Annotated in this window: 22 protein-coding genes and 2 pseudogenes; 18 read left to right on the top strand and 6 right to left on the bottom strand. The window is 33.7% G+C overall.

Features of this window, described 5'->3' with window-relative positions; all coding sequences use genetic code 11:
- The first annotated feature begins 158 nt into the window (after window positions 1-158).
- Both GJV76_RS12445 and GJV76_RS12440 read left to right on the top strand, forming a co-directional pair.
- A complete protein-coding gene (locus tag GJV76_RS12445) occupies window positions 159-1,130 on the top strand; it encodes a ParB/Srx family N-terminal domain-containing protein (protein ID WP_155092940.1) in 972 nt (323 codons plus the stop codon).
- 69 nt (window positions 1,131-1,199) lie between these two features.
- A complete protein-coding gene (locus GJV76_RS12440) occupies window positions 1,200-2,138 on the top strand; it encodes a ParB/Srx family N-terminal domain-containing protein (RefSeq protein WP_155092939.1) in 939 nt (312 codons plus the stop codon).
- 98 nt (window positions 2,139-2,236) lie between these two features.
- Here GJV76_RS12440 and GJV76_RS12435 read toward each other — a convergent pair whose 3' ends face one another.
- Both GJV76_RS12435 and GJV76_RS12430 read right to left on the bottom strand, forming a co-directional pair.
- Window positions 2,237-2,530 carry a type II toxin-antitoxin system RelE/ParE family toxin gene (locus tag GJV76_RS12435; protein ID WP_155092938.1) on the bottom strand — a complete coding sequence of 98 codons (294 nt, stop codon included), beginning with the start codon at window positions 2,528-2,530 and terminating at the stop codon, window positions 2,237-2,239.
- Window positions 2,531-2,533: 3 nt separating this feature from the next.
- Window positions 2,534-2,779, bottom strand: a complete 246-nt coding sequence (locus tag GJV76_RS12430) for a hypothetical protein (protein ID WP_155092937.1) — start codon at window positions 2,777-2,779, stop codon at window positions 2,534-2,536.
- Between the two features lie 267 nt (window positions 2,780-3,046).
- On the opposite strand from GJV76_RS12430, the gene GJV76_RS12425 reads away from it, so the two are divergent.
- The 9 genes and pseudogenes from GJV76_RS12425 to GJV76_RS12385 all read left to right on the top strand — a co-directional run bounded on the left by GJV76_RS12425 (window position 3,047) and on the right by GJV76_RS12385 (window position 12,654).
- Window positions 3,047-3,772 carry a phosphodiester glycosidase family protein gene (locus tag GJV76_RS12425; RefSeq protein ID WP_155092936.1) on the top strand — a complete coding sequence of 242 codons (726 nt, stop codon included), beginning with the start codon at window positions 3,047-3,049 and terminating at the stop codon, window positions 3,770-3,772.
- Window positions 3,773-3,946: 174 nt separating this feature from the next.
- The gene (locus tag GJV76_RS12420) at window positions 3,947-6,790 is read left to right on the top strand and encodes a DUF6493 family protein (protein ID WP_155092935.1); all 2,844 of its coding nucleotides are present in this window, start codon (window positions 3,947-3,949) and stop codon (window positions 6,788-6,790) included.
- Between the two features lie 169 nt (window positions 6,791-6,959).
- Window positions 6,960-7,469, top strand: a complete 510-nt coding sequence (locus GJV76_RS12415; RefSeq protein ID WP_155092934.1) for a hypothetical protein — start codon at window positions 6,960-6,962, stop codon at window positions 7,467-7,469.
- Window positions 7,470-7,543: 74 nt separating this feature from the next.
- Window positions 7,544-8,272, top strand: coding sequence for a CPBP family intramembrane glutamic endopeptidase (locus tag GJV76_RS12410; protein ID WP_155092933.1), 729 nt, complete (start codon window positions 7,544-7,546; stop codon window positions 8,270-8,272).
- Between the two features lie 90 nt (window positions 8,273-8,362).
- Complete coding sequence (locus tag GJV76_RS12405; protein ID WP_155092932.1) at window positions 8,363-9,298, top strand: hypothetical protein; 936 nt, start codon at window positions 8,363-8,365, stop codon at window positions 9,296-9,298.
- A 2-nt stretch (window positions 9,299-9,300) separates the two neighbouring features.
- Complete coding sequence (locus tag GJV76_RS12400; protein ID WP_155092931.1) at window positions 9,301-10,398, top strand: hypothetical protein; 1,098 nt, start codon at window positions 9,301-9,303, stop codon at window positions 10,396-10,398.
- A 51-nt stretch (window positions 10,399-10,449) separates the two neighbouring features.
- A pseudogene (locus GJV76_RS12395) lies at window positions 10,450-10,641 on the top strand (DUF5694 domain-containing protein); the annotation flags it as partial.
- Between the two features lie 251 nt (window positions 10,642-10,892).
- Complete coding sequence (locus tag GJV76_RS12390; RefSeq protein ID WP_155092930.1) at window positions 10,893-11,537, top strand: DUF47 domain-containing protein; 645 nt, start codon at window positions 10,893-10,895, stop codon at window positions 11,535-11,537.
- A 19-nt stretch (window positions 11,538-11,556) separates the two neighbouring features.
- Entirely contained in the window at window positions 11,557-12,654 is a 1,098-nt protein-coding gene (locus GJV76_RS12385; protein ID WP_155092929.1) for an inorganic phosphate transporter, read from the top strand.
- Window positions 12,655-12,812: 158 nt separating this feature from the next.
- Here the strand turns inward: GJV76_RS12385 and GJV76_RS12380 are convergent, their stop codons facing one another.
- Together GJV76_RS12380 and GJV76_RS12375 are read right to left on the bottom strand one after the other, a co-directional pair.
- Window positions 12,813-14,834: a tetratricopeptide repeat-containing sensor histidine kinase gene (locus GJV76_RS12380; protein WP_155092928.1), complete on the bottom strand. Its 2,022-nt coding sequence runs from the start codon at window positions 14,832-14,834 to the stop codon at window positions 12,813-12,815.
- Window positions 14,835-15,014: 180 nt separating this feature from the next.
- Window positions 15,015-15,227, bottom strand: coding sequence for a hypothetical protein (locus GJV76_RS12375; protein WP_155092927.1), 213 nt, complete (start codon window positions 15,225-15,227; stop codon window positions 15,015-15,017).
- 281 nt (window positions 15,228-15,508) lie between these two features.
- Between GJV76_RS12375 and GJV76_RS12370 the strand changes: the two genes are divergently transcribed.
- Both GJV76_RS12370 and GJV76_RS12365 read left to right on the top strand, forming a co-directional pair.
- Window positions 15,509-15,685: a histone H1 gene (locus GJV76_RS12370; RefSeq protein WP_155092926.1), complete on the top strand. Its 177-nt coding sequence runs from the start codon at window positions 15,509-15,511 to the stop codon at window positions 15,683-15,685.
- A 107-nt stretch (window positions 15,686-15,792) separates the two neighbouring features.
- Window positions 15,793-16,284, top strand: coding sequence for a hypothetical protein (locus tag GJV76_RS12365; protein WP_155092925.1), 492 nt, complete (start codon window positions 15,793-15,795; stop codon window positions 16,282-16,284).
- 33 nt (window positions 16,285-16,317) lie between these two features.
- On the opposite strand, the gene GJV76_RS12360 is transcribed toward GJV76_RS12365, so the two are convergent.
- Together GJV76_RS12360 and GJV76_RS12355 are read right to left on the bottom strand one after the other, a co-directional pair.
- Window positions 16,318-16,899: an NAD(P)H-dependent oxidoreductase gene (locus tag GJV76_RS12360; protein WP_155092924.1), complete on the bottom strand. Its 582-nt coding sequence runs from the start codon at window positions 16,897-16,899 to the stop codon at window positions 16,318-16,320.
- Window position 16,900: 1 nt separating this feature from the next.
- A complete protein-coding gene (locus GJV76_RS12355) occupies window positions 16,901-17,863 on the bottom strand; it encodes an alpha/beta hydrolase (protein ID WP_155092923.1) in 963 nt (320 codons plus the stop codon).
- A gap of 86 nt (window positions 17,864-17,949) precedes the next feature.
- Between GJV76_RS12355 and GJV76_RS12350 the strand changes: the two genes are divergently transcribed.
- The 5 genes and pseudogenes from GJV76_RS12350 to GJV76_RS12330 all read left to right on the top strand — a co-directional run.
- Window positions 17,950-18,774, top strand: a complete 825-nt coding sequence (locus GJV76_RS12350; RefSeq protein WP_155092922.1) for a helix-turn-helix domain-containing protein — start codon at window positions 17,950-17,952, stop codon at window positions 18,772-18,774.
- Window positions 18,775-18,927: 153 nt separating this feature from the next.
- A complete protein-coding gene (locus GJV76_RS12345) occupies window positions 18,928-20,352 on the top strand; it encodes a DHA2 family efflux MFS transporter permease subunit (protein WP_155092921.1) in 1,425 nt (474 codons plus the stop codon).
- Between the two features lie 119 nt (window positions 20,353-20,471).
- Window positions 20,472-20,762, top strand: coding sequence for a hypothetical protein (locus tag GJV76_RS12340; protein WP_155092920.1), 291 nt, complete (start codon window positions 20,472-20,474; stop codon window positions 20,760-20,762).
- Between the two features lie 269 nt (window positions 20,763-21,031).
- The gene (locus GJV76_RS12335; protein ID WP_155092919.1) at window positions 21,032-21,661 is read left to right on the top strand and encodes a hypothetical protein; all 630 of its coding nucleotides are present in this window, start codon (window positions 21,032-21,034) and stop codon (window positions 21,659-21,661) included.
- A gap of 191 nt (window positions 21,662-21,852) precedes the next feature.
- Window positions 21,853-22,064 (top strand): annotated as a pseudogene (locus GJV76_RS12330) (IS982 family transposase); the annotation flags it as partial.

The following is a 22,064-nucleotide window of genomic DNA, read 5'->3' as shown; positions in this document are numbered from 1 at the left end:
TTGTATTCAACTATTGGGATGACATATCACACAATAGAGATTATATGTTGTGCGAAGTCGATTGATTTCGTATCTATCCTATTGTAATGGTAGATAGCCCATTTTTACATGATTAATAAAAACACCTTACCTTTACCACCACAATAAAATACACCCCAATGAAGTATTACTGGAAAGATATTGTAGATGATAACCAACAGTGGAAAGCACTAGAACTAACAGTAGAAGGTTTAACTAAGCCAACTATGCAGTTGTTAAGTGGTCATAATTTGAAAACTAAATTAGTTTATAATCAAATACCTCTTTTTTGGGCAAAAAACAAACAGTACTATTATGTGGATATTATTCGGACTTTTAGTAATGATAGCCGTTTATTAGGCAGTATAACCTCTCAAGATATAGAACAACGTAAAGACCTAAATAATGCAAATTACTTTAAATCATGGATTGTTTATTTTATAGAGAGAATGCTTGCTACTAATACACATTTCTTTAATAATTCATTGTGGCAGTTTAAAGGATATTCAAAGTTTATATCTCATTCCTGCTATTGTGAATCTATTGTAAAAAGTAGTTCCTTTAGTATTTATGATAAAGTGTATTGGGGAAATGATTTGATTTATTCACGTCAAGTCGATGAATACTCAGGACGCTTCAAGTGGTGGCGAAAGAAAGCCATAGAAGGAACTTTACCACCTGTATTTGCGTGGTATATCCCTTCGTTAGGTGGGTACTGGATTATAGACGGTAACTATAGACTAAGAGCTGCTATCTTAGAAAAGAAAGAAATTTCAGTAGTTTTAGCCTATTCAGGTGAATATAGAGAAACTGTCGTTTATGAGGAATTTCAAAAGGAAATACTTTCTACTTTCGATATAATAAAGAAAAATAAAGGAGAAGTAAGCTATTCTACTGCATTAGCACTAAATCAAAGATTAGCAGAAGCCTTTGATGATAGACCTTATTTTAAGAATCAGACTTTTGCTCGTGCCAATATTAAATCAGATCAATCGTGGTTAGATGAAATAGATAATTATCTAAAGAGTATTAATTATAGTGAAAGAGAAGAGCTTATTGAGCAGTTTAGAGATGAATTGTCAGGAGAACATTATACCTTGATGGGAGAATAAAGTTTTTTTCGTTAAACTAAATTGTCATATATAAACTAATACCTTTACCACCACAATAAAATACACCCCATGAAATACTACTGGAAAGATGTTGTGACAGATAATCAACAATGGAAAGCATTAGAGTTAAAGGTAGAAGGTTTAACCCCTCCGGCGATGCAGCTGTTAAGTGGTTCGAATTGGAAGATGAAGTTGGTCTGTGAAGATAAACCAGTGATGTGGGGACTGATCAGTAGAGACTTCTGTGATATAGGATTAGTAAGAACCTTTGAGGAAGACAGTAGGCTGATTAAGAATATCAATTCACAAGAAGTAGAGAAACGCAAGGGCTTATCCAGTGAAGAAAGACTAAAGTCGTGGTCTCGCTATTTTGCAGAAGAGATGGTACAGGCTAATAAGCACTTCTTTTATGATTCTATCTGGTTATTCGAGGGGTATAAGGACTTCGCATCCCCTCCTAATTATGGAACTACTGTAGCCGCAGAAGATGATTTTGACGCCTTTACTTATGCACATTGGGATAGAGAACTATTGTACTCACGCAGAGTAGATGAGTATTCTGGTCGTCTAAAATGGTGGCGTAAGAAAGCGATAGAGGGATCACTACCACCTGTATTTGCCTGGTATATTCCCTCACTTGGAGGGTACTGGATTATCGACGGAAATTACAGACTAAGAGCGGCTATCTTAGAAAGGAAAGAGATACCTGTGGTGTTGGCATATTCAGGAGAATACAAAGAAGCCATTATGAATCCAGATTTTCAGAGGGGAATCTTACACTCATTAGCAAAAGCTGAGGGACAACCTGTGAGTCCTAAGACAGCGGATTCGATGAATCAACACTTGGTAGCTGCTTTTGACGATAGACCGTACTTTCAAGGAAAGACGGTGGCTCGCGTGAAGATAAAGTCTAATGAAGAGTGGTTAGCAGAAGTAACAGATTACCTTACGACTATTGATTATCCCGAAAGAGAGAAGTATATTAAGCAATTGAAGGATGAGTTGTGATTTGAAGTAAGGATTGTGCCTTAGGCAATGGTTTATATCTGACGAACTACCTTGCGATTTATTGATATACAATTGCTACACAGTACATTTCTTTTACTTTATAAAGAGAGCTTATTTGTATTCTGGTGATTATTAAAAAAACGAAGTAGAACAATTTTATTATCTTCAATGAAGATATAGTAGAGTGTAATTTGCTTTACAATAGTAATTTGGTAAGTGTTTTTATAACCAGTTGACTTGAATGTTACTTGGCCCTGTTTTAGTAGTTCAATAGTCTTCTCAACTGCATTGATAAAGCGAATACTTTCTCTTTTTGTCCATCTTCGCAATAAGAAATCAATATTATCCCAATAATCATCTTGAGCAGTTTGTGACCAAACAATACTATTCATCTTTTACTTCTGAAATAGATGAGGGAACTTTAATTTGGTTTGTTCCATTACAGTATCATGTGACTCAAGAACTTCTGTATCTATAGAAACAAGTGCTTCATCAATGGCTTTTTTTTGAGCAAAGGATAAGTCCTCTTTCTGAATTGTATTCATCATAGATTTAAGTCTTGCAATTACAGTATAGTCATCCAATTCATTTATCCAATGAATTAGATCTAATTTGTCATTTTGTAATTTATGTGTGCTCATAATCTATTGGTTTGTCTATAAAATAGGAGGGCTGTTTATTAATAAAAAGGTACAGCATAATTTCTATTTTAATCAAAATTAAACTATTACGACTGTTCTTGCAATAGATTAAGGAATTTTTAATTGTAACTATTCAATTTGTTTTATCTTGATTTTATCAATCTTAGTTCAAGATATTTCACATTATCAGAGTCTATTAATGCGGTAGTCAAATACAGAATAACAAAAATAGTACTACATTTATCACTTGTTAATCCAATGTTTTCTATGCGGTTACACCTTGTAATTTTAGGGTTGCTATTCTTATCCTTGTTCTCTTGCCAACAAGATAAGTATGAGCATGACTATGTTATTTATCACTGTGATCCCACTAAGGAGCATATCAAGATGTATTGGAAGGATGAACAAGGAGAGAGAATACGCAGTTTAGGAAAGCTAAAAGAAGTATCAGAAAACAGAGGAGAAGAGTTAGTCTTCGCGATGAATGGTGGAATGTTTGAACCGAATTATACTCCTAAAGGCTTATACATCGAAAACTATCAATTACTTCAATCTTTAGATACTTTAAAAGAAGGTAAAGGTAACTTCTACCTGCAACCTAATGGTGTGTTTTATCTTACTCGTGATAATCAAGCGAAAGTAGTATCAACATCAGCATATAGTCATAATACCCCGATTAAGTATGCTACACAGTCAGGGCCTATTTTACTATTAAATAGTGAGATTAATACAGTCTTTACACCAGGCTCTGTGAATCTCAATATCCGCAATGGCGTAGGTGTAAAAGAGAACGGAGAAGTAGTCTTCGCGATGTCTAAAGAGAAAGTAAATTTCTACGACTTCGCTAAGCTATTTAAAGAACTAGGGTGTACAGACGCACTGTATTTAGACGGTTTCGTGTCAAGAGCATATCTCCCTTCTAAGGAGTGGGAGCAGACTGATGGTGACTTTGGAGTGATAATAGCCGTTTCACGGTACCCTTCGAGGAATTAAGAAAAAGGAATATGTGCCTTCGGCGATAGGTTATATCTGACGAACTACCTTGTGGTTTATTGATTTCCACAGCATTTTTTTTCATTAAAATCCCTTGATTCCATTATTTGTCATAAGTTGTAAAATTGTATCTTTCGGTTTTAAAACAAACAACAAAACCACACAAGAGCCATCATGAGTAAAGATATATTTTATACTGAGTTAGAACAGTTAGTAGAAGCTGGGAATTCGGCGGGAGTACTTGCATTACTTAAAAATACACCATTAGAGGAACGAGTGAAATACACGAAGAAGATCTCTAAGTTAGGAAAGTATTATCAAGAGTACATATTAGAAGAAGGTCACCGAAATGTATATGGATATAGAGGGAGTGATGAACAGCGATTAGCAGTGAACTTGGCGGTACTGACGAGTTGTACGTATAAAGACTTTACGGGAATATGGGGAATAGGAGAAAAGGAGTTTAAGCAAGTATTAGATTGGTATGTGCCAGATTGGTTAGGGGATTATGTTAATGATACAGCCAGAGAAGGATGGATAAGAGCGCCTTTTAACGAGATTAGCTTTGTCTATGAGTTAAATGAAAAAGGAGGGTTTAAGACTCCATTGACTGAGGCTACTTGGGCGACTATTATGGTGAGCTTTAGTACTGTAGAGATATTCGATCAATACCCTGCGTTGTTAGAGCAGCAGTTTTGGTATCTATTTGATCACGAGGTGAGTATTAATTACAATCCTTGGGATGAGGTTATCGTTACCTTAATAGAACAAGGGCGATTAGATAAACAGCGTATTGTGCAGATTGCAGTACAGAGTGCCTTAACACATACAAATCAAGCATTGAGTGGGTGGCATGCTAACTTACTGAGTAAACTTCCCTTGACGGAGCAAGAGCTATTAAGTTTTCAAGAGGAGCTATTCCAACTACTGAATAGCCCTATCTCGAAAGTGGTCAATACAGCTTTGGATATCTTGTTTAAGATAGCGAAAGATAAGGCCTTCCAGGCAGAGACTTTTGTTAATCATCTTCCTATATTGATGAGTAGTACAGTGAAAGCGACTATTAATAAGGTGTTGCGTATCGTGGCTGTATTTGATAAGGCACATCCTGCATATAAGGAATCTAGTGCAATGGCTATCGTAGGGACTTTTCACATTCAAGATCAAGCATTGCAAACGAAGGTAGGAAAGCAGATTATCAAATATGTGAAACCGAATGAGGAGCTCACAGCACAGTTGTCAGCGTACCAAGATATGCTGATGAGTGAGACAAAGACTTTGTTAGCAGACTATATTACTGTGGAGAATATCACTTTGGGAGAGGTAGTAGAAGAAGGCGAAGTAGAGCTTATGCCTATTGCTTCTATTGATACCGTAGAAGACTTGATATTCTATTTGTCGGCTTGGAAGAATGCAGAGAGTCACTATGCCTTTGAGCAAATGATAGACGCGATTATCAGACTTCAAGGAGAGCTACAAGCAGCTCATATTGAGCAATTACTACCTGCTTTTGACAAGGTGTTTAAGACTTTTAAAGATTTGTGGTCAACGACAACAGTACAGAACGCTATGGCTTTTTGGCTGTTGGAATGGGCGCGTATGTTGATTGCAGAGGAAAATATAGAAACTAAGGAATTAGAAAAATTATATAACAAATATGCTAAGGCTGAACTATATACTAATAGTGGTATTACCTTAGGAGAGGTAAAGTTAGAGGCGAGTAATCGCTTTAGTTATTACTATGCTGCTCTACGTCCATATTTGACACTGTATTACTATAGCTTACAATTGGTACTGGAAAAACGTGTCTTGCCTATCTTGAGTTTGCCTACACACAATCCTTTTTATATAGATAGTACTGTATTGGTAAACCGATTAGTAGCGTATCAAGAGCAAGGAGAATTAGTAGATGCATTAGATTTACAGATTGCATTAGCACGTATAGATAAAAATACAGAAGAAGCAGGATTAGCTTTAGCTCAGAAACATCTGAAAGGAGAGATGCTTTCTATCATTGAATTTTACTTAGGCAAGGGTGAGGTGAAGGAAGCGTCAGTAGATTATTATGACGTATGGAGAGGAGCGGCAGCGTTAAAGTACCCTCATCATCCTTTAGAAAGTTTGACTAATGATCGTTATACTAAAGAACAACAAGAATACTGTGCGGGTTGGTTAGGCAATTGGGAAGTGATAGAAGAATCTCATACGTATAAGGATTGGGATCACAAGACAAAAAAACAAATAGACAAGGTGTTTACGCATAAGAAGTTAAAGTTAAAACAGATACCTTATGATATTAATTCGTCTTTAATCTTTAGCCGTGTCAATAAAGCGATGCCTAAGACAGCGATAGGTGCTCGCATGGGATCAGTGAATTTAATGGAATTGATGAAGTATCAAATTATCGATACAAAGGTAAATGTAAGTGAATCACTGTTGGCTCTTAATCCAAGACAGGCTGATGCTATCTATATGGCGGTAGTGGAGAAGTGTCTGCATTATGGCGGTAGTGCGACGTTCGAAGTTGCTGAGAAGAGATTGTTGCAAGGAATGTTTACGTACTTATTACAGATGAACAATGTGGTGTTTTCAGAGCAATTTTACTTGTTCTTTGGGTTGGCATTGATATGTGATGACAAGGTAAGTCGTGCTTTCGTAGCGGAGTATTGGATCAAGGAGGCGCTTCGTTTAGATCAACAAAAGGTAGGTAATATAATAGGTAAGGCAGAGGCTAAGGAGTATGTGACGATTAAGCGTTTGACAGACTCTATACAAGGGTTTATGATGAATGTAAGTGTACAACACAACCGAGCGTTGCAATTGCTAATCGAGGGGATATTAGAACAGTTAGAGCCTATTCCTATTAAGGGATTGAAGACTTTGTTAGAGCAGTATGTAGAGGTGCTTCATACTAATAATGCTAAGGTGACGAATTCTGCTGTTATCGCCTTAATAGAGGAGTGGAGTAAGGTGAGCGCTACTAAGAAAATAGCAGTGACGCTACGCTCTTTTAATTAAGAATTGTTTGCCTTCAGTATGGGGTATACACGGCACAGATTACAAATCTGCGCCAACGCAGTAGAGGCATTGTTTGCCTTCAGTATGGGGTGTAGACGGCACAGATTACAAATCTGCGCCAACGCAGTAGAGACGTCAATATTTTGCGTCTCAGTATAAAATGAATGATATGAGTTTAAGAAGTGAAATAGCTCCTCAAATGAAGGTAGCAGAAGAGCGTTACCCCATAGTATTAAAGGCTGTATTAGGATATACTGACTTCTGTGATGAGTATGGAGATGATGATCTTATAGAGTATAAAAGAGTAGAAGAAGAGTTACATCAGTTGACAGGGAAAGATATGTCTAGGTATGACTTATGGGAGTATTGGGAAGGAGAAGGGGCAGAAGTACTTAGCTTTAGAATAGCATTACCTGATCCTTTAGTGGTAAAGGATATTAGTAGACAAGAGATAACTGAGATAGTGACTATTCTCAAGGTATTGGATGTTTCTGAAGAGATAGAAGGTACTACTTTTAAACAACAGTTTAAGTGGTATTTAAGTGATTATTATTACTCTTTTTTGAAGCTAAACTGCCCTAAGTATTCTAATAAGTTCTTTATGCGTAATAAAAATAAGCTAGGAGAGTATTTTGAATATTCTATAGAAGATACTGTAAATGAATTAATGAAGAAATAAACTAAAGCCTCAAATACTTGAGGCTTTTTTCTTTTACAAGAATTGGTTACTTTAGAAAGGTTAAACTAATGACTATGGCTATAATTATATTTGAAGCACTAATGCAATTAGGAGCATTACTTCCCCTTATGATCTTGTTTATGAAAGACAGGGGGAAAAAAGATTTTATGCGTATTGGCATATTTTGCTTTGTATTTGTGCTTTATAGTTTTGCATTAAGGTTAGCTCATGTGTTTGATAGCTTTTATATAATTAAAGGGAATTGGAATTGGAATGGGAAACTATACGGTGTATTATGTGGGGGAGTTTGTTATTTTGCTTTTCGCTCTTACTTTAAACAACACAATTTCTTTACACTGAGGCAAGCACCTGATAGTCAAAAGGGAGTTAGGATAGCTACTTTTAGTATTGCCTTATTGGCTGTATTAGTGTGGTGGTATGCAGGTAATGGAGGAGAGTGGAATGTAGAAACATTGGCATTTCAGTTGACCTTGCCAGGTATAGATGAAGAGATAATGTTTAGAGGGGTATTAATGGGATTGTTGTTGTCATCTTTAAAGTCAAATGTGAAGTATATAGGTAATCCAAGTAATTTAATTATAGCTATGCTGTTTGGTTTTGTTCACGCTTTTGTATTATCTAGAGAGTATGCGGTGTCTTTCGATATTGTTTATTTCATACAGACTGGTTTTGCAGGTTATATTTATGGATGGATAGCGATAAAGAGCAAGAGTATCTTGTTTCCTATAGTAGCACATAATGGGAGTAACTTTTTTGGGACATTGACGATGATGCTGAAGTAGGTATAGATTTAATAATTATTTAATTGGGCTTTGACTTGATAAGTGGAATTTGTGTTGTATTTTGTCATTGTTATATAGACAAAATAAAATATGGAAAAAGTAGCTTGTAGAATATGTGGAAATATGGTTTTACCAACAACTTCACAGAAAAATGATGGTTGTTGTGCTTTATGTGTTAGGGGAATTTTCGCAGAGCAATGTGATGTATGTCAAAAGGCTGTGAATGGTGTGAGTAAGATGCCTGATGGAACAAAGATGTGTATTCGATGTAATATTGAAAGTAGTAAGCAGATGAGTAAACAATGGAGGGAACTGTGTCAACAAACTTTAGAGAGAATAGATATTACTACTTTAAAAGTAAAGCTGTTCCCAGCGTATAACGAAGTGTTTGTCAATAATCAATGTCAAGGGTTTTACTATCCGTTATGCAGTTTGAAGTTTTGCAATGTAGGTAATGAAGTAGAGGAAACTGTTCACATTGTTTCTCATAATGGTTTGTGGTTTGCACAAGAAGGAGAACCTAATAATCCTTATGAATCTTTTACTGTTTTTGAGAAAGTGAAAGACAAGTATAAGTTTCACGGTTCACTTACTAACTTTAGTGGATGGAAATACGTTCAGTTGCTATTTCAGTATTTGGAAGAACACTATACTTCATTGATTAACGGTTGCAATTCTTCTGATGCTTTTTTACAAAAGGTATTAAACGAGTATAAAGGTAAATTAGGTGATTTTGATAAAGAATATTACATCACCACCTATTATGAGTTTAAGAAAAAGAGAAGTAAGCTAAAGAGTGATCAATTTGTGCCCTATACGAGTATTTCTTCAGAGGTCTTTGCTCCATTTACGGATACTAACTTTATTAGTGTAGGAGAGGAAATTGTAGATTATAGACAAGAAAGAGGAATAGACTGGCCTATTGGTGTATGTTGGTCAGAATCTTTTTTTGGTGATGGCAATCACGTTTTTCTGTTTTTAGATGAACAGCAAGAAAGAGCTTATTTAGTAAATCAATATTCTTAGTTATGAGAAAGCTTGCTTTTTTTTTAATGTTTATTGCCTCTGTACAAGTTATAGGCCAGACAAAGGATACTTGGACTACTTTCTACAATGAGAGTGAAGAACTATTAGGGTATAAAAATAGTCAAGGTGAAGTAATGATTACTCCTCGTTTTACCCCATATATGACTGCTTATCGATTTGATGATATTGCTGGTGTAAATGAGTTGGTTAATGAAAGCTATGAGAGTTATTACCTGCTTAAGGACGGGACAAAAATAGGTCAGGATTCCTTATATATATTTGATAATACTTTTGATTGTGAACAGGAGGGACTAATCCGATTTGTAAACAAAGAGACTAATTTAGTAGGAATGTTTGATGCGAAAGGAAATGTGGCTATTCCTGCTGTTTACAGTGCGTTAAGTAAGAGCAATAATAGCTTGATTATCGGGTTAAAGAATGCTACACGAGAGTATTGGGATGAAGGAAATCACAGTGGATGTAATCACTATAGCTTAGTAGGAGGCGAGACTGTACTGCTGACTAAAGAGAATAAAGTGTTAATAGAAAACTTCGATATTGGCGATAAGTCTATCGATTTATATAACTATAAGGTGAGTGAAAACCCTGAGGAGCACAAGAATACAATTATGTTTCAGGGAACAGATGGTCAGTATTATTACTTTACGGATTTAGAAGCTGCTTTTGACGATTTTGTGCATCAGGAGTTGTTAGATGATCCTACTATTGAGAATCTATTGAAGCACAGTTATCTTTCTTATTACAGCTACGATTACAATAAGCAAATGCCTAATTCATTGGTTCCTACAGCATTTTTAAAAAGTAATAAGAAGACTATAGAGAAATACCTTAAAACGATCAATGGTGCAAAAAAAGAGGACTATTATATTAGGTCAGAAAGTAGTGCTCCCTTTAGTTTCGCTGAGGTCAAGGAGTTAGAGCAGTACTTTAATAACTGTAATGAGTGGCGTATGGCAAAGTATCCAATTTTGGTATTAGGGATAGACTCTGCCTCTGCGTTGAATAAAAAATGGAGAAATAAGAATCTGACGTTTATTTATCTCAATGGTCAATTCCACTTGATACAAGTGATTTTATAGATCTATTTTATTCTCTAATTAGCTGCTTGAATACCTTTAGGGGGATGAATAGATGAAACGGCTAAATTTTATCACCGTAATTTGGTGATGTATTCTAATTTAAATCAGATCCCACTGACGAAAGATGATCGCGTATTTATCTTAATGGGAGGAACGCATACGGCCTTCTTTAATATGTGGTTAGAGCGCAGTCCTAAATACCAACTAATGAATACACTGGATTGTATAGAGGAGTTTAAGTAATAAGTATTCTATTGAAGTTAAGGTAAACATTAGGATTGGCAACAGAATATCAACAGTACACAGGGAGTTTAGAAGGTCAAGATATTTGACTTTTTAAACTCTTTGTGTATATAGAGATTGCGATAAAGTGAATAGTAAAGGAGGATAATCGTATAATAATTGCTTTTTTTATCTATTTCTTAATGATTTGGTAACATTGGTTATTGATGGATAGCCTATGTTTGCATCCGCTTTAATTAAATAATAAACAAATGTCATTAAACAATATTTTTCAGTTTTTAGTTCCTAAGGACAAAACATTTTATCCTTTGTTTGAAAAGGCAGCTAATAAGATTAAAAAGCTTTCACAGACTCTTCATGAGGCTGTAAATGCACCAGCCAAAGAAAGAGAGAAGCTTTTGAAGGAAGTTGAAGTTATCAAGCAAGAGATTGAGGTAATTGCTCAGACGACTCGTGTTGAATTAGGTAAAAATTTCATTACTCCTTTTGATAGAGAAGATATTCACAATTTGATAACAGCAGTGGATGCCATTGCAGATAATTTATCAGATGCTGCTTCGCGTATGCGTTTATATCACATTGATAAAATTACAAAGCCTTTACATAAATTGACAGAGGCAAACTTGGAAGCGTGTAATGAAGTAGCTAAGGGATTGTACACACTGGAGAACATGAAAAATCTTGAAGTATTATCTGGTGTATGTAAAAATATCTCGAGATTAGAACGCAAAGCAGATAAGGTATTTGACAAAGCTGTTGCAGATATTTTTGAAAATGAAAATAATGCCATAGAAATTATTAAATATAAAGAGGTAATGACTGCTTTAGAATCGGCAACGGATAGCTGCCGTGATGTTGCTAATGTATTAGAGGCAATCACGGTGAAGTACTCTTAATAAATATAATGGTTTAACTATGGAGTTTTTATCAGAGTTACTGAGTAATCAAGCTGGGATAATGCTGATTATCATTATCATTTTGGCACTTGGTTTTGATTTTATTAATGGGTTTCACGATGCTGCTAATTCAATTGCTACAATTGTTGTAACACGTGTGTTAACCCCATTTCAAGCTGTCCTTTGGGCTGCGTTTTTTAACTTTGCTGCCTATTTTATTTCCTTATACATTGTAGGTGAGTTCAAGATAGGTAATACAATTGCTAAATCTGTAAATGAAGATTTTATAACATTAGAAGTTATCTTCTCTGGATTGATTGCGGCTATTATATGGAATTTATTGACGTGGAAGTTAGGTATTCCTTCTTCTTCATCTCATACTTTGATTGGAGGTTTTATAGGTGCAGCTTTAGCACATGCAGGAAGTTTTGCACCAGGAGGGATAGATGTAATTGTGTACTCAAAAGTAATTCCAATATTCTTATTTATTTTTGGAGCTCCTTTTCTGGGAATGTTCTTGGCTTATTTCATTACGATTGCCATATTGTGGATTTGTAGAAAAATGAATCACCACAAATGCGAGGTGTGGTTTAAGCGTTTACAACTTGTTTCTTCAGCTTTGTTTTCTTTAGGACACGGAGGAAATGACGCTCAGAAAGTAATGGGAATTATAGGTGCCGCTGTTATATTCTATCACGTGCACATTGATATGGATCCTGCTTATACTGTAGAAGGAGTAAATACTTTCTCTGTGTTCGTTGAACATTGGTGGTGGGTCCCTTTAGCATCTTTTATTTTCATTGGTTTGGGAACCTTATCAGGAGGATGGAAGATCGTCAAGACTATGGGGTCAAAGATTACAAAAGTTACTCCATTAGAAGGAGTGGCAGCTGAAACGGCAGGAGCTATGGCTCTATATGTTTCAGAACACATGGGAATTCCCGTGTCAACTACGCATACTATTACTGGTTCAATAATAGGTGTTGGTATTACTAAACGCGTTTCTGCAGTTCGCTGGGGAGTAACAATTAATTTGTTGTGGGCGTGGATATTGACTATTCCTGTTTCAGCTGTAATGGCAATGCTTGTGTATTACTTAGTTTCATTATTTACATAAAAACATTACCTTACTAATGTTTTAGGCCACATAGAAATATGTGGCTTTTTTTGTGTCTTATGCTCATAGTATAATTCCTTGAATAAAGACTTATTAATTAAAAAAAGGAGATGAGTTAAAAACTTATATTGTTTTTAACTCATCTCCTTTTTAGTTTTCTATTTATTAGCTAAGGTGATTGTTGTCCCTTTGTTTATTTTAGATATGATCTTAAAGTCCGCTTTTATCGCTTGTGCTCTTTCTTTCATACTGTTTAAACCTAAACCATTAATTCGGTTTCCTTTAATTCCTATGCCATTGTCTTTTACTTCAAAGACAATCTTGTCATTTGTTGAGGTCACATTGATTTGACATTTTGTAGCATAGGAGTGTTTGTTTATATTTTGGAGTGTCTCTTGTAGGATATGGTAAATATTTACTTTTTGCAAAGTAGTTAAATGCTCAAAAGACAAGTCATCCTCTAAGGTAATGGTAAATACAGTCTTAAAGTTATTACTCTGTTTATTCACCAACTCAACCAATAGATTCTCAAAACTTTTATTCTTTAAAAGGCTACTTTTCGCTAAAGAGTGAGAAATATCCCTTACTGTTTGTTCAAGGTTTACTATTTCTTTAATCAACAATTGTTGCATCTCTTTATTGGCAGAGTCCATTTGTTGAAGATTAAATCTCAGCGTAAAAAGACTATTAATTACTCCGTCGTGTAAATCTTTTGATATTCTATTTCTCTCTTTTTGTATTGATTTGTGTTCGATATTATTGTTCTCGATTAAAAGATTTAGAATTTTCTCATTCTTAGATTTCTGAATATTGAGATTAAAAAGCTCTTTGTTTTTGTTTTTCAACCTAAAATAAAAGATAATAAAAGCTAAACCGATGGTAACCACTGTCGAAATCGCTAAAATAACAGCAATTTTCTGTCTTAAGGATTGGTTCTCCTTCACTAACAGAAAGGTTTCATATTCAATCTTGGCAAACTTTTCTCTCGTTTCTTTTTGTTCAACTTCCAGTACTTTATTTAAGTCGATAAGCTCTTTTACTAATGCTGGAGTAGGATAATCTTTATCGTTTAATAAAATGAGTTCGATTGCTTCTTTTTGCTTCTTAAAGAATTTGTCTTTCTTGGCAAGATTATAAGAAGTCCATGCCCATTTTAGAGAGTTACTTTTATCTCCTAACTCACTATATATATTAGAAATAATCTTTGCAGTATCTGCTTGAAAAAAGATGTGCTTTAGCTTGTCAAATAAATTATACGAAATAAGTAAACCACCAATTACATCGGGGTTAGTGCCATTATAGTGCTGTGCAAGTTGATGTTCTAAATTGATGAAGGCAAAACCTAAATCAGTATAGTTATATTGTATGTATTCGATTCCCTTTGTGGAGTATTCTACTGCTTTGCTATATTCTTTCGTTTCAATGTATAAAAAAGATATGTTGGCATACAATGCTGAATATGCTAAATAAAACTTATCACGGGGTAGCACTTCGAATTTTCCTTCATCATCTTGAAGTATTTTCTCGGCCTTTTTTAAGTTAATTAATGCTTTGTCAAATTCCCCGTGTTCTATATTGTATAAAGACATTAATTGATAAGCTTCAATTAATAATGGGTTTTTAGGGAAATCTTGTAGTATTTTAAGTGATTTAGAAAGTTTAACTTCAGACTCCATTTGAAGTCCCAGTTCATATAATAACCGTGATTGATAAAAATTGTTTTCTGCAACAGGTAAACTATCTCCATTTTTTTTAAAGATGTTTTCTGCTTTCAGATAGTAATAATATACACTGTCTAATTGGCCTTCATCGTGGTAGAAAACGGCTAAGTCGTGGTAAGTATTCGCTAACCTTGTTTGATCGTTTTGTTGTATTGCATCGTCATGAGCAATACTATTCAATTTTAGAAAGGCTTTCTTTTCATTGGTCCAACGTAAAACATCTATAACACTGTCAATTAATTGGGCGTCTTTCTTTGTATTTTTCGAATTTAACGCTCGCTTTGTCTTGTCTTGAATGGATTGTGCAATCGAATCTTTATCTTGTATGTCGCGTTTGATAGCATACAGATTATCTATATCCGTTTTGTATACAGTGTGCTTTTCATGACAACTTATTACAGTGAACAAGATTAGAAATGTAATAGGATAATAAATAAAATTGCGAATTTTATTTGCCATTAGTTTTTCGAAACGATTAAAATGAAATACAAAAATACTATATATTATTTATATACTAAAAAGTTCTTAATAGTTGTATAATCTTGAGTTACTTATCTTTATTGCTTTCTATTAACAAGAATTGGTTAAAAAGAAAAGAGAAGATATTTATTATTAAACAACTTCTCTTTTCTTTGCATTTTATTCATTAAAGTATTTGTTGAATATTTTTATACTATCAATGGGATCTGGCATGCCCATTGGCGCGTTTTCTCTTTCGTAATGTTCAATAAGTATGTTTAATACTTCTAACTCATCAGCTTCAGGAGTATCACTTTTAGCATCTTCTAAAAGCTTTATCCTAATTAATGCCATATGGTAATCTTCTTCAGTTCGAATCGGTTTTATTGTCATAATTGAATTAATTTGGATATAATTTGTACTTGCCTCTGTTGAAGGAGGTTCTATAAAGCTACTAATAAAATTGCGACTTAGACGTCTTTTTACAAAAAAAAGAATATTACATACGTCTTATTGTTTAGGTTAGGTTTTGGAGTCAAGTGAACTTTTTACAGTATAAATTGCTTTGAAGTCTTATAAATAGTGATTTTGGAAGTATATTTTTTTGTTAAAAACAGGTTTTGTGTTCTTATTCTTCTAATTTTGTGTTTATAAAAATTAAAGTAAAAAATACCATGAAAGAATTATTAGAAAAAATCTCTGCTGAGTACGACGCATTCCAAAAAGATGCAGCATTACAAATTGAAAACGGAAATAAAGCTGCTGGAACAAGAGCTCGTAAAGCTTCTTTATCTTTAGAAAAGTTAATGAAAGAATTTAGAAAAGCTTCTTTAGAAGATTCAAAAAAATAATTTTATAGCATATATTGCTTCATTAGAAGTCTTACCATTAATTTGGTAAGACTTTTTTGTTTGTATAGCTGTTAAAATAAGTATCTTTGATATGTAAAAAATATATTATGAAAAAGAAATTATTTGTATTGAGTTTAGCTGCTATGTTGACATTTTCATGTTCAAAGAGCACTAATTATAATGAAACAGTTGTAAATACCTATGAAGCTTATACATCCGAAATGGGAACGATAATGGATGCTGTAGTGAGTAAGGATGAGAAATCTAAAGCAGAAGTTGGCAAGTCAATTGAAAGATTGGAGTTCTTGACAGATAGCTGTTCTACGGTGATGAGTAAGTTAGAACCAAGTGATGCAGCTAAAGAATTTCACGGGGCAGTAGTTGATTTATATAGTACTGTAAAAACTGATTTTATACCAGTATTTAAAGAATTGATGAGTTTAGACGAAAAGAACTTAAATGACGATCAAATTATTCAGTACAACGATCTTGCTGATAAAGTTAATGTTGTTTTTGATAAAATTGACAAGTTAGAGGATAAAGCAATTAGCGCTCAAGAGAAGTTTGCTAAAAGTGAAAACTTAGAACTGAGAAGATAGTAAGATTAAAGCCTTGTATTTCACAAGGCTTTTTTATTGAATATCTTGTTGAACTAATTGTGGTATAGTGTTTAGAAGATTTAGTCGATCTACGGCCGTCATTGTATTTAATGGACCAATGAAAGATTTGCTTATCGGAGCTATTCCACAGTATTCAAGAATACCTTTTTCTAATTGAACGATACCGCTGCTCTTGTATACAGTTTCGTATACAGAAAAGCTAAGATCTCCAGCAGTGTTGATTATCCTTGCACTTTTTCCTTGTAATAATCCTTCTGAAGTGGTCGCAGAGGTGTGTTTAAATGTTATACTCGGTAGAAATGCTCTATCAAAAAATCCCTTTAGTATGGCCGGCATACTTAACCACCATATAGGATGAATAATAACTAAATGATCACACCATTTAATGTCATGGATAGCTTGCAGTAAATCTGGTTCCAGCTCCATTCTTTTTCGGTATCCATTCTTTAAATTAGGGTTGAAATCCAATTCTCTAATAGCAATTAATTTTACCTCGCATTTTTCTGCTAAGGCCTGCGCTTTGTATGTATTTGTTATGGCTTGATTAAAGTTGTCATAATCTGGATGCCCATTTATTATTGTTATTTTGTTCATCTTATTTAATTATTTCTTTGAATAATGATATTTGTAAGTCGAAGTAGTTTTGTGTTAATTGACAATCAAAAAAGTCAAAGGCATGTACTGCACCTTTAACTTCAATTAACTGTGTCTTGATTTCTTGGCTTTGCAGTTTTTTTGCATAGTTAATAGCTTCATCTTTAAAAGGGTCTAATTCACAATATACAATTGTAGTATTGGGTATTCCTTGAAAATGAGTGTGATTTAAGGGAGATGCCTTCTCTTTTTTACGACTATTCTTGGTGTAATTCTCCCACATATAAACAGCTGATTGTTTGCTTTGCATTGGTGCATTTGCAAGTTGTAACATAGACTCTGTTGACAAATCATCACTTAAAGGGGGATATAGCAGATATTGATGAGTAATGCGTTTGCTCAGGTTATATGGAAGGTGTAAGCATATACTCGTCGCAATAGTTGCACCAGCGCTACTACCTCCTATAATCACTTTATCTTTATCGATATTTAATGTTATACAGTTATCTAAGAGGTAATTTAAAACGTCAATTCCATCGTTTATAGCTGCTGGATAAGGATGCTCAGGAGAAAGGCGATAATCTACATTGACAACCGTAATATTTAGTTTGTTAACTAAATTTATTAACTGTGAGTCGTATTGTTCAGGGGAACCAAATATAAATGCGCCACCGTGAAAGAATAAGTAGACAGGTTGCCTTTCGGTTACAGCATTATTGTGGTAGGTTCTTATTCTGATCGATCTGTCTTTCTCACGAGAGGGAATCCATGCGTTTTTGATTGTGAGATTGGGGCTTTCTAATTCGCTGCTATCTTCTTCAAATAAGGTTTTCTCTATTGCTCTAATTTGTTTGGGATTATCTTTCAATAGCGTTTCATAGTCTATGCTATTCCAATTATTTTCATGCATGCTAATCTGCAGGTCAGAGGCCATTAGTTCAAATATTTGTTGCGTAGTCTTCATATCTTTATATTACTTTTGTGCAAAATTATACTGATAAATAGGATGTTTGTAGGTATAATTAAAGTATAAAAAAGTAAAATTGCATTATGGTAAGAGAAAACATATACCGTGACTTAGAAGTTTTTTATGAACAAATAGGAGCGTGTTCAAGTAGAAACAGAACGTTTAACTTTTTTGAATTGGTCTATGTTATTTCTGGAAAAGGGGTTTACGTAGTAAATGAGAATAAGATAGCTTTTAAATCGGGTGATTTATTTATCACTTCTCCGAAAGACACTCATGAATTTGATTTAGAAGGAATTTGTGAGTTTATTGTTGTTCAGTTTACACGTACATTCATCTGTGATTACGAATCAAAGTCAATCAACCATTTAGAGTGTTTGCTATATCACGCGAGTCATTTGTCTGGTACTTTAATACAAAATAAAAGCGATCAAGGTATTCTGGAGCGTTTAATGACAATAATACAGGAATGTATAAATGAAGATAAAGTATATCAAAGTGATTTGCTAAGACAGTTAATAAACTCAGTTATTGTTTTAGCTGCACGCAATATTGCATTTAATCGACCTTTGAATGAACAAATGTCAAAAGAAGATAGAATTTTGAATATTATATCCTATATACAAGAGCATATACAGTATCCAGGGCTTTTGAAAATAGCTGTCATAGCAAATAAATTTGGTATTTCTTCCACGTATTTAGGTGCCTATTTTAAAAAGCAATGTGGAGAGAGTATTCAAGATTTTATATCAAAGTACAGGCTTCGCTTAATAGAGCATAGACTTCTTTTTAGCGCTAAGCGAGTTAGCGAGATTGCGGATGAGTTTGGTTTTATAGATGAGAGTCATATTAATAAGTTTTTTAAGCGACACAAGGGAGTAACTTTAAGTGAGTTTCGAAAAAAATAATATGAAATATCGTTTTTTATTAAATTAAATAATTAATTTAACCTTATCTAAAAGTTAAAATTGGTAAACTTTTATTAGGAAACGCTTTTTTAAGTGAATAAGTCATAGTTTTGTTCGCTTTTTTAAATAGCGGCAAGTAATATATTTCTTAGTATGGGATCACAAAAGGATATAAACCTTTCAGTTTCAAAGTATTTACCTTTTTTGGGCGCATTAGTTATTTTTATGCAGTCCTTAGATGGTACGATTTTGAATACAGCGCTATCTACTATAGCCAGAGATTTTGGTGAATCTCCTTTAGAAATGCAAAGTATAATCGTTTCTTATACTTTGACTGTTGCACTTCTTATTCCTGTTAGTGGTTGGTTAACTGCAAAGTATGGAACAAAGAGGGTGTTTATAAGTGCTATTGTGCTTTTTACCTTAGGGTCTTTATTTTGCGCCTTATCGTTTTCTTTGAATCAACTTATTTTATCTCGTATATTTCAAGCTTTTGGCGGGGCTTTAATGGTTCCTGTAGTTCGCTTAACTCTTTTGTATACTTATCCTAAAGCGCAAATTCTAAAAGTGATAAATTATATTACTATTCCTGCCTTAATTGGTCCAATGCTTGGTCCAACAGTAGGTGGTTTTTTAGTTGAACAGTTAAGTTGGCATTGGATTTTTATTTTGAACATTCCTATAGGGTTAGCAGCAATCGTAATGGCTAAGCGAATTATCCCTAATTTCACCAGTGAAGTTGGTCGATTTGATATCATGGGATGGTTGTATATAAGCGTAGGGTTAACGGCAATAACTTTAGTGATAGAGAAATGGAATAATCCGCACTTTACACTTTTGGGACTTTTTGCTATGCTGGTGCTGGGAGCCTTATCTTTAGCAATCTATATTTTACATGCAAAAAGGAAAACATACCCTTTGATTAATTTGGGTATTTTTTCTTTAGTTAGTCTTAGGGTGGGTGTAGTAGGTAATCTTATTTCAAGACTGGGTACTGGTGGCATGCCCCTAATGATTCCGCTGATGCTACAAGTAGGATTTGGTTATTCTGCGTTTCATGCTGGTTTAATGATGATACCTCAAGCTTTAGCAAATATATTTTCGCGTACACTTGTATTGCCAATAGTGCGAACGTATGGATATCGAACAACTCTGATTTTTAGTACGATTTTGACAGGTCTTATCATTGGTAATTTCTTTTTCATAACCTTAGCCACATCGTATATTACGGTAATTTTATTAATGGTTTCTTTAGGAGCAGTAACAGCTATACAATCTACAGCTATGAATACCATCACAATGGCTGACTTAAATGAAGAAACGTCAAGTGATGAGAATAGTTTGATCTCTGTGACACAACAGCTTGCTGTTAGTTTGGGAATTTCACTTGCCTCGATGTTGTTGTTGCTTTTTGAGAATAAAGAATTCATTCAAACGAATAATCAAATCGACGCATTTCGATATGCATTTTTAGTAATGGGAATACTAACGGTACTGTCGAGTTATACCTTTACTTTCTTAGATTCAAATGCAGGAACAAGTATTACGGGTAAGGTAATGGTGGACGAGGACGCTTAAGTAGTATCACATTAACTCAAATACTGTTTATAATTAATTAAATGTTAATTAGGCTTTTGTTGTTGAATCTATAACCACAACAACTGTATCTTTAAATTTAGTAATGAAAAAATAGTTTTATGCGTATAGCTCTGTGGGTTTATATAAGTCTTGTTTTAGTAGGAAGTTTGATTACTTTCATACCTTCAATCATGTCATTAGGTTCACCAAGTTTTGGTTATGCAACTAAAAAAGAAAAGATTAAAGTAAGAGTTTCAAAAACGTTCTTAATTGGAGCCTTAGTGTATCCTATAGTGTTTATTATCTCTTTATTTATAAAGCATTTTTTTGATATTGATGTATTGTATTTCTTGACGGGATATGCCACAGTTTTAATTGCGTTATTGGCATTTTGGTTTTTTAGTGAATAGCGGTTTAAAGGTATTTGTACAAAGTGTATTTTAGTTCATTTTGACGTATACTTATTGTATTACTAATCGTACATTATCACCTTGCTTTTATACAATAATAGTTTTAGTAAATACCTGTTTTGTCAAGTAAAAACATTAAATATTTCGGTTGTTTTGTATTGTTTTTTTACATTTTATAATTGAATTGGCACAGTGTTGATAATCTTGTGAAAATCCACTTTACTTTTCTATAAATATCTTATCTTGCTACTATAACTGATTTACAAATTATGAAGAAATTTATTTTTCTGTTTTTACTTGTCATATCTTCTTCGATTAGTCATGGGCAAGGAATTGAAAAGGATATTTTTGAAGACCTAAAGTACCGTTCACAGGGGTATTCAGCTACTTTTAAAAAGAATATATTCGATGATTTAGTTTTTTCTGACAATCAAAAGAATAAAATAGAATTTACGAAGAAGTATTTAGACCTACAGTTTCCAGGTATTCACGATAGTGAAGGAAAGAAGATTTCTTTATTCGAACAACTTCTTTTAACGCATCAAAAAGATAATGGGTATGTAGCAACATATAAAGTTGATATTTTCGATACTGTTATTTTTGAGGATAATAGAGGGAATAAGACTGAAATGGGAAAAGATATTCACGGAAACTCTACCTTTAAAGAGAATAGAGGAGGTAAGAGCTCTTCTATTAGTACTAATTTTAGAGGAGAAGTGGAATACTCATCAGGTGGGGTTAAGGCAACTTTAAAGAAAACATTTAAAGGTACTTGGATGTATGAAGATACAGACAAGAATACAATAGAATTTAGCAGTAAGGCTTGGGACAAAATGTTAGAAAAATTTGGTAGGAAAGAAGATGTTTTATTTTTCTTTGTACAGGAATTTTTATACTAACAGTTATAATACAAGAAGGCTTTGGAATACTCCAAAGCCTTTTCTTTTAATATTTTTTAGCAAAAAATAATGTTTTAGGTGTAGCTACTATAGTGTCCATTGTTTTTAAATTGTAGTAGTCGTAAACAATTTTAACTAAGTAATNGCTTACAATAAGCAGTAAATTTAAGATCCTACCCAAAAATTCACCTATGGACAACTTGCTTGCAAATTACAAAAGAATCTTAGAAGTTTTACAGTCAATTAGTGAAAACACTTTACTTTCTTATCAAAGACGTAAACCTAAGCTAAGTGATATTGAACTAATAAGTATTTGTTTAACAGCCGAATATCTCGGTATAGATAGTGAGAATTATTTGTTTAGACTCTTACCTAAAGAATTAAAACAAAAAATAGAACGCAG

It is taken from the genome of Myroides albus, from assembly GCF_009711045.1.
In the GTDB taxonomy this organism is placed as follows: Bacteria; Bacteroidota; Bacteroidia; order Flavobacteriales; family Flavobacteriaceae; genus Flavobacterium; species Flavobacterium album_A.
Note: the sequence above shows the minus strand (reverse complement) of the source record. Positions and strands in the feature narration are given on the sequence as shown.